The sequence below is a fragment of the Holospora curviuscula genome (genome assembly GCF_002930195.1).
Taxonomy (GTDB): domain Bacteria; phylum Pseudomonadota; class Alphaproteobacteria; order Holosporales; family Holosporaceae; genus Holospora; species Holospora curviuscula.
This window is the reverse complement of record NZ_PHHC01000083.1, coordinates 23,565-29,564: the sequence shown is the minus strand read 5'-3', so window position 1 is coordinate 29,564 and position 6,000 is coordinate 23,565. Positions and strand designations below refer to the sequence as shown.

General features: G+C 34.0%; 4 protein-coding genes and 2 pseudogenes. 2 read left to right on the top strand and 4 right to left on the bottom strand.

The window, feature by feature from the left end:
* Both HCUR_RS08565 and HCUR_RS10210 read right to left on the bottom strand, forming a co-directional pair.
* Nucleotides 1-215: pseudogene (locus HCUR_RS08565) on the bottom strand (hypothetical protein); the annotation flags it as partial.
* Nucleotides 216-916: 701 nt separating this feature from the next.
* Nucleotides 917-1,641: pseudogene (locus tag HCUR_RS10210) on the bottom strand (IS5 family transposase).
* A 612-nt stretch (nucleotides 1,642-2,253) separates the two neighbouring features.
* Between HCUR_RS10210 and HCUR_RS03995 the strand changes: the two are divergent.
* Nucleotides 2,254-2,736, top strand: a complete 483-nt coding sequence (locus HCUR_RS03995) for a hypothetical protein (RefSeq protein WP_104206860.1) — start codon at nucleotides 2,254-2,256, stop codon at nucleotides 2,734-2,736.
* Between the two features lie 379 nt (nucleotides 2,737-3,115).
* On the opposite strand, the gene HCUR_RS09145 is transcribed toward HCUR_RS03995, so the two are convergent.
* Both HCUR_RS09145 and HCUR_RS03990 read right to left on the bottom strand, forming a co-directional pair.
* Nucleotides 3,116-3,271 (bottom strand): hypothetical protein, encoded by a 156-nt coding sequence (locus HCUR_RS09145; protein ID WP_207760912.1) that lies wholly within the window; start codon nucleotides 3,269-3,271, stop codon nucleotides 3,116-3,118.
* A gap of 724 nt (nucleotides 3,272-3,995) precedes the next feature.
* The gene (locus HCUR_RS03990; RefSeq protein ID WP_129591903.1) at nucleotides 3,996-5,186 is read right to left on the bottom strand and encodes a hypothetical protein; all 1,191 of its coding nucleotides are present in this window, start codon (nucleotides 5,184-5,186) and stop codon (nucleotides 3,996-3,998) included.
* 605 nt (nucleotides 5,187-5,791) lie between these two features.
* Between HCUR_RS03990 and HCUR_RS03985 the strand changes: the two genes are divergently transcribed.
* Nucleotides 5,792-5,947, top strand: a complete 156-nt coding sequence (locus HCUR_RS03985) for a hypothetical protein (RefSeq protein ID WP_207760911.1) — start codon at nucleotides 5,792-5,794, stop codon at nucleotides 5,945-5,947.
* The last annotated feature ends 53 nt before the right edge of the window (nucleotides 5,948-6,000 follow it).

Genomic DNA, 6,000 nt, shown 5'->3' with positions numbered 1-6,000 from the left:
TCTTTTGGCGAACACCGCCCATTCTGGGGTTCTGAAATTTCAATTGTCTTGTTAAGAAGATTTTCCATAAACTCTAGCATGGTTTTTCCATATCCGGCATCGACGAAACCGTTTTTGAGTGTCGGATACTTTACAAAGCCTCTTAAAAAACATTGCACCCCCCTACTGTGGCTAGCGTCATGAACAGTACCGTGCACTGCCTTATGTATCCACACTATGGGGTTTAGGTTTTTTCCTCCATCAGTGCTGCGTTGTTCACAAGCTTTGGTAGTTTTGACACTGTGTGAATTAATTCTGCGATCGCTCGGGTTTTTACTTTCACCAGCCTTGATCCACCTTATCTTGACAAGCGTGCTCAGTACTTTTTCCCATGTTCTTTTGATTCTGCATCTTCGATAAAACGACCGTACAGGAAAGTATGTCGGAAAATCTTTAGGAATTATTCGCCATGGGCCGCCGCTCTTTATTATGTAAACTAATCCATTAACACGCTCTTTCTTTTTGTGTTTACTTCTATTACTATACTTGCCTCATTCAAAATGATCCTTAATGAGCAGTTATTTGTGATCTGTTAAATCCCTTGGATTACTCATTTTTATTACTTGCGTCACTAACTCCCTCCGTTTATCCATGAACACAGGGTCTTGTTTTATTTTTGTTATTCTTAATATCTGAAATCATAATAAAAAAACACGCAAACTAAATTAAAAATTTTTTGTTAATTTGCTGCTTTTTTAAGTGACCAAAGGTATTCCTATGATCCTGAAAACCTAAGCTTTATTCTTATCCGACAGATGAAAGAAAACGCGTATTTTGGTGATAAAACGTTACTGATAAGCACCCTAAATAGCATTATTAACAAAATTATTAAGAAATTAATCTTAGGGCGTGTCGACATTTAAGTTTACTTTAGATATTATGAGTGATGCAGTAAAATAAACGAAAGAAAAAAAGCGTGTACAAGTGTCTCATATCGGGGTACAAAGCGCCTGAAATACTTTAATTTGTTGAACATTCGCTCGACTAGAGTGCGTTCTGTATAAAGATCTGCATCAAATTCTCTGGGATTTTTTCGCATAGATCGTGAGGGGATGATGGCTTTGTTTCTGCCAGCATAATAAACAATGTCATCGGCATCGCAACTTTTATCCGCTAATAGCTTTTTAAAGTGAGAAATTCTTCATTAAATTAAGAGCTTTGGTAGCCCGAGTACTGACTAGGCGATAGAATGAATCTGATGGGGGTTCCTAAAGCATCCCATGCAGCGTGGATCTTCGTGCTAAAACCGCCTGCTGAGCGCCCCAGCGCTTGTTCTTGTGTACGATTACTGTATTTTTTTCTGGCGCCCGCGGCGTCTTGATGGGCGCGAATCATTGTGGAATCACTTATGATCTATTCCGTATCAGTCTCTATTTGCCACACACCGGCTTTGGACCATCTTATCACCCATTTGTGAACCCTCGATTATTTCCCGTAAGATTCTGACAATCTACGCCACGCTGCACCTTTTCGGGCAATCCAAATCACGGCATTGATAAATTTCCTGTTATCGTTACCAGTATTCCCTGAATCCCTTTCTTTTCCGGGAAAACTTTCTTTGATTCCTTCCCATTGGTCGTCTTGTATTCCTTGAAATCTTATCTCTTGTGGTAACTAAACAATCTTTAAAATGTCGCACACTCTAAAAAATGGAAACTTTACATGAAAAAACATTAGGAAATTCACTAAAAAAGTCATAGTCCTTTTTCTTTTATATATCCCCAGCGTTCAAAATTCTCCATTTTAGAAAATTTTTCTTTTTATTTTTGTCCAAAGGTTACTATTTCTACCTACTGTAGCGATTATTTTAAAAAGTGGACAACAGATAAAAAAATTTTAGCACCAGAGCACCTTGTGCATTCAGTGGAAAATACTCATTTTTCTTTATAAGACTCTGAAAGGAAAAAAGAGAAAGTTTTAAGAAAATTAAAAAAAACTAAAAATTGAATTAAGAATAAAATAAAAAGAGCAATATAAACACTGATTAGAACATAGTATCCCTTCTCAGGAAAAGTCTTTTAGTGCGGAAAACACGAATCTTTGATAAAATTGCGTACTAAAAGTTCTGAATTTTATTCCCTTAAGTTATTTTAACGCTTTTAATGAATAGTATTTATTGTTCATTTGTTATTTTTTCTTTATTTTATAATATTTAACATAATATTTTTTATATTTTGATATTATTATTTTTGTAAAACTAATGATAAAAAAATTATGAAAAATAAGTTAAAATTTTTTTTTGCTAATGCACTACTATTTTTAAGTGATAAGGGGTATTCTGATTTTAATGTGCAAGGTGCCAAAGATAATCTTACTAAGAACGTCAATCAAGGTTGGAAGCCTGATTTTTTTAATTTAAATGACCAAGATAGAACAAAGCTCACAACGATTACTTCACTGTTATGTGCACAATCTCACGATTCGTTATCCCAGTGTTTACAGAACTTTTCTATTCATTTATGTCCCTTGTTTGAGCATTCTGAACAACCATTTTGGAAAAATCCCAAAAACTGTATGAATTTTTTTCTTAATACTGCAAATAAGGAGCGCATTAAAGAAGAAAAAATTTCAAAAAAAGGTCTGCGTGAAAAAATCCAAAATAATATCAAAAAATTTTTCAACAAAAATGAGGCTGTAGATGAATCAATAGTCCTACAGAAAAAAATCAAAGATTTTTTTTACAAAACAATAAAATAAAGGTTAAAAATGATTTGAAAGATCTAAATAAACTAATGAAGTGAGCACTTTTTCGTCTATATAGTAATTTAGCTTGAAGATGGAATTTTAAAGAATCTAAGTAAGGCTTTATATCATTCAGTACATTGCGTAATATTACGTTTAATGCGTCGTTTCATAGTAACCTAGGATTTTTCTATAGCCCTTAGATCAGCTAAACAAGGGGGTAAAAATATTATTTTTTAGACAACAGATGCAATGAATGTTCTTGTTTTTGTGATTAATGAAATGAAGTTTTATCCATAATAAAGCTAAATTGTAGCGCTTTGATCAAACATTTTTCTACCCAATAATTAAAAAGATCCGTATTGAAAGATTCGTTATGGGTGCTATAGATTGATTATTCATTAAACCAGCTATAATCGTTTTTTGTAATAATTACCACACCTCTTACCAACCAGTTTTTCATTTCTCTTAACCGACCCTCTTTCTTTACAAATAGTCTAGGCGTTATATATTTGATTTTTTCTTGACGTTTATTTCGCTTTTCTTCCACAGCATCCCCAAAGGTAAAGAATTTTATCGCTCAAGGCTAACTTTTAAAGCCTTCTATAGACAGAAGTAATGCTTGCATTAAATAAGTTTAACGATCTCTGCTGAGGGTTTAGCTTCGTTATTTTCAACATGCATTTTTAGCTGATTTGAATCTATTTCTTTTTTACTGCCTAATTGTACTTTAGATTTGATTACTCTTTCTTTTTCGTACCTTATCCACTCTATACAACTATTTTTTCTCTTGTCTTGTGATTATTAGCTAATTTTATGTATTCTATTACGCTAATTTTCAAGTTAAATTACTATATCAAAGAAAGCTTCCAAAAAATCTATAAAGCAACGATCTTTGAGCAGTCTAATAACTTCCTGAAAAAATAGTGTTTTGGGCGGTTCAGTCCAGGTCAAAATCGCGTATTAAGGTAGTCAAGAGGATAAAAAAGCGTTGGGATGACATTCAAGAATATAAGATTAGTCTTACTAGTAATAATTATTTTGGAAGGATTAAATTTCGTGATTCAAGAAGTTAAGAATAAGGAAAGGGGCTATAAAATTTAACACTTTAAAGTGATCGATTAATTGATACCTGGAAAAGATACACCTGAGTACTGTGAATTTTCTGTTTTCCACTCATTGTTCATAAAACCTAATAAATCAAACCATCACTTTTATATTACAAAAAAATACGCTTTATCCAAATTTAAAGATTGATATGTACTTAAAACTACCTATCGTCGTTCCGAATCATGACCCTTTCCTCCAATCATGACCTTTTCCTCCTGATCTGGAACTAGTTTTTGGAACTCTTCAACAGGTTTTGACCAAAAAGAATATGAACTACAATTGTTTAGCACAAAAATAAGCAGTAAGGCAACTGAATTTTTCGACTCTTCATCGTTTTCATCATATTCAACACCGTGAGGTAATGCCTCAATATAGGCACGATCTATTCCGCTGTCTTCTAGCTGCTTCAACATTTTTGAGACTGAACCATTATCTGAATGGTCCAATAGAAACTGTGCTTTTTCTCCAAACCATCCTAAATTTTCTCCTTTTGGAAGAAAAATTTTAGTCCCACTGTACTGCATATATACTCCGCTTATTCCAAATGATATAACAAAAAGTGTATTACCATCAATGTGGAGCTTTTGATGCCGAGCAGACCCTGTAACAAAACGACACTGTACTTCAATATTCCCAAACCCTCCGCAGGATTTAAAAATATTAAATCTTTTATGCAAAAATTTATTTATTTGCATTAAACTTTCTTTATCATCTAAGGATAGATCGGACTGTTCCTCTTCAAAAATATCTAAAGCCACAGGTTTATGCACAATATTCTTGGGATAAAGTCCTACCTCTTGTAAAATTTTTTTTGTAGCACGATAAAATTCGAGCAAAGAAGTTCGAAAACTAGAAACTTCATCCCCTTCTACACCCATTAATTCTATGGCAGTATTTATACCTTGGGATGTAAACGGTGTAATAAAACGAACACCATTTGTTCCTTTTGCTTTAATCCCTATCCCTTGGACACCTTCGGCTTCATTTAAAGGTACGTTGTGCACCCGAGCATACTGTATTAGACGTAAAAAATTTTTTTTGTTTTCACTGACAAGAGAATTGATTTTTTCACGACGCGTAGAGTCGGGACAAAATTTCCAAACACTTCGAATTTTTCCCTCTAATATCTCAGCTACAAAAGATTTAACACTCTGTTGCTGCACTGAAATGTCTGATGAAAAAATGTCACTTATACCTGTTTGAGGGGAAACATAAGTGGAACTTTCATTCTGACTCCCGGGTTCATCGGCAACTTTGATTTTATCAGATTCGTTAACCGCTTTCAGCTCCACAGAGTGTAAAACACTGAATAATATCAAAAAAATTAGTTTTAACTTATAACTTAACGCAATCACTTGACCCTCCTTAGCTAGTCAACAGGGCCATGCTACAAAAAAAAATTAGTACTGTCAATATAATGATGTAAAATTAATTAAAACATTCAACCCTCTGCGTAAGTCTAAACTAAAAATTTTAGGGATGGATTCGTGGATAGGATAGTATAATTCTATATCATAATACTTTTTATATGTGTCAGGATTTGTGCTTAAGAGTAACGATGCACCAGCGATACTTTTTTCGGTGTTTCTCTAGCGTTCGACGATTAGAGACTTTGAACTAAATAAATAACTATGTTCACCGTTTTCCTGCATTGGGAAGATTACTTTGTTGAACTATTTTTGTCTGGTTTTAAGGATCTGTTTTTTTTATTAAAGGACAACGCTATGGTTGGGATTGCATGTTGTGATGTTTGATACCCACCATCTCTATACCCATTACACCCCTGGGGAAAGCGCTCCACTTCTTGATTAAAGACGGATCTCGGGAAGGTTGTAGACCCATGGACACTTATTTCCAGCCAAAGATATCCCTTTTGAGTATATTCCGTTTTTTCGTTAAGAATAAAAAGGGGTATTTACGCTCAGGAGTGGATACTGAGTTATGTCTAAGAGGTGCTACTATGTTCACTTGGCTTAAGGTGCAATCCTTTTTGATGGGCATGATTGAGGATAAAAGAGACTTTAATTTTTTAATGACACCACAGATCCGAGAATTATCAATGCTAACCCCCATAAAACTTGTGGTGTACAGCTTGGGTAGTAAAGCAGCACCATAAAATCTCTCGCTTCAAATCTTTATTTGAAGTTACGCCCAAGTTTTTTGTAGCGG

Bases quoted from the DNA above. Each gene is read 5' to 3' on its own strand.
- HCUR_RS03985 (WP_207760911.1), top strand. From the start codon at position 5,792: ATGTTCACTTGGCTTAAGGTGCAATCCTTTTTGATGGGCATGATTGAG.
- HCUR_RS03995 (WP_104206860.1), top strand. From the start codon at position 2,254: ATGAAAAATAAGTTAAAATTTTTTTTTGCTAATGCACTACTATTTTTA.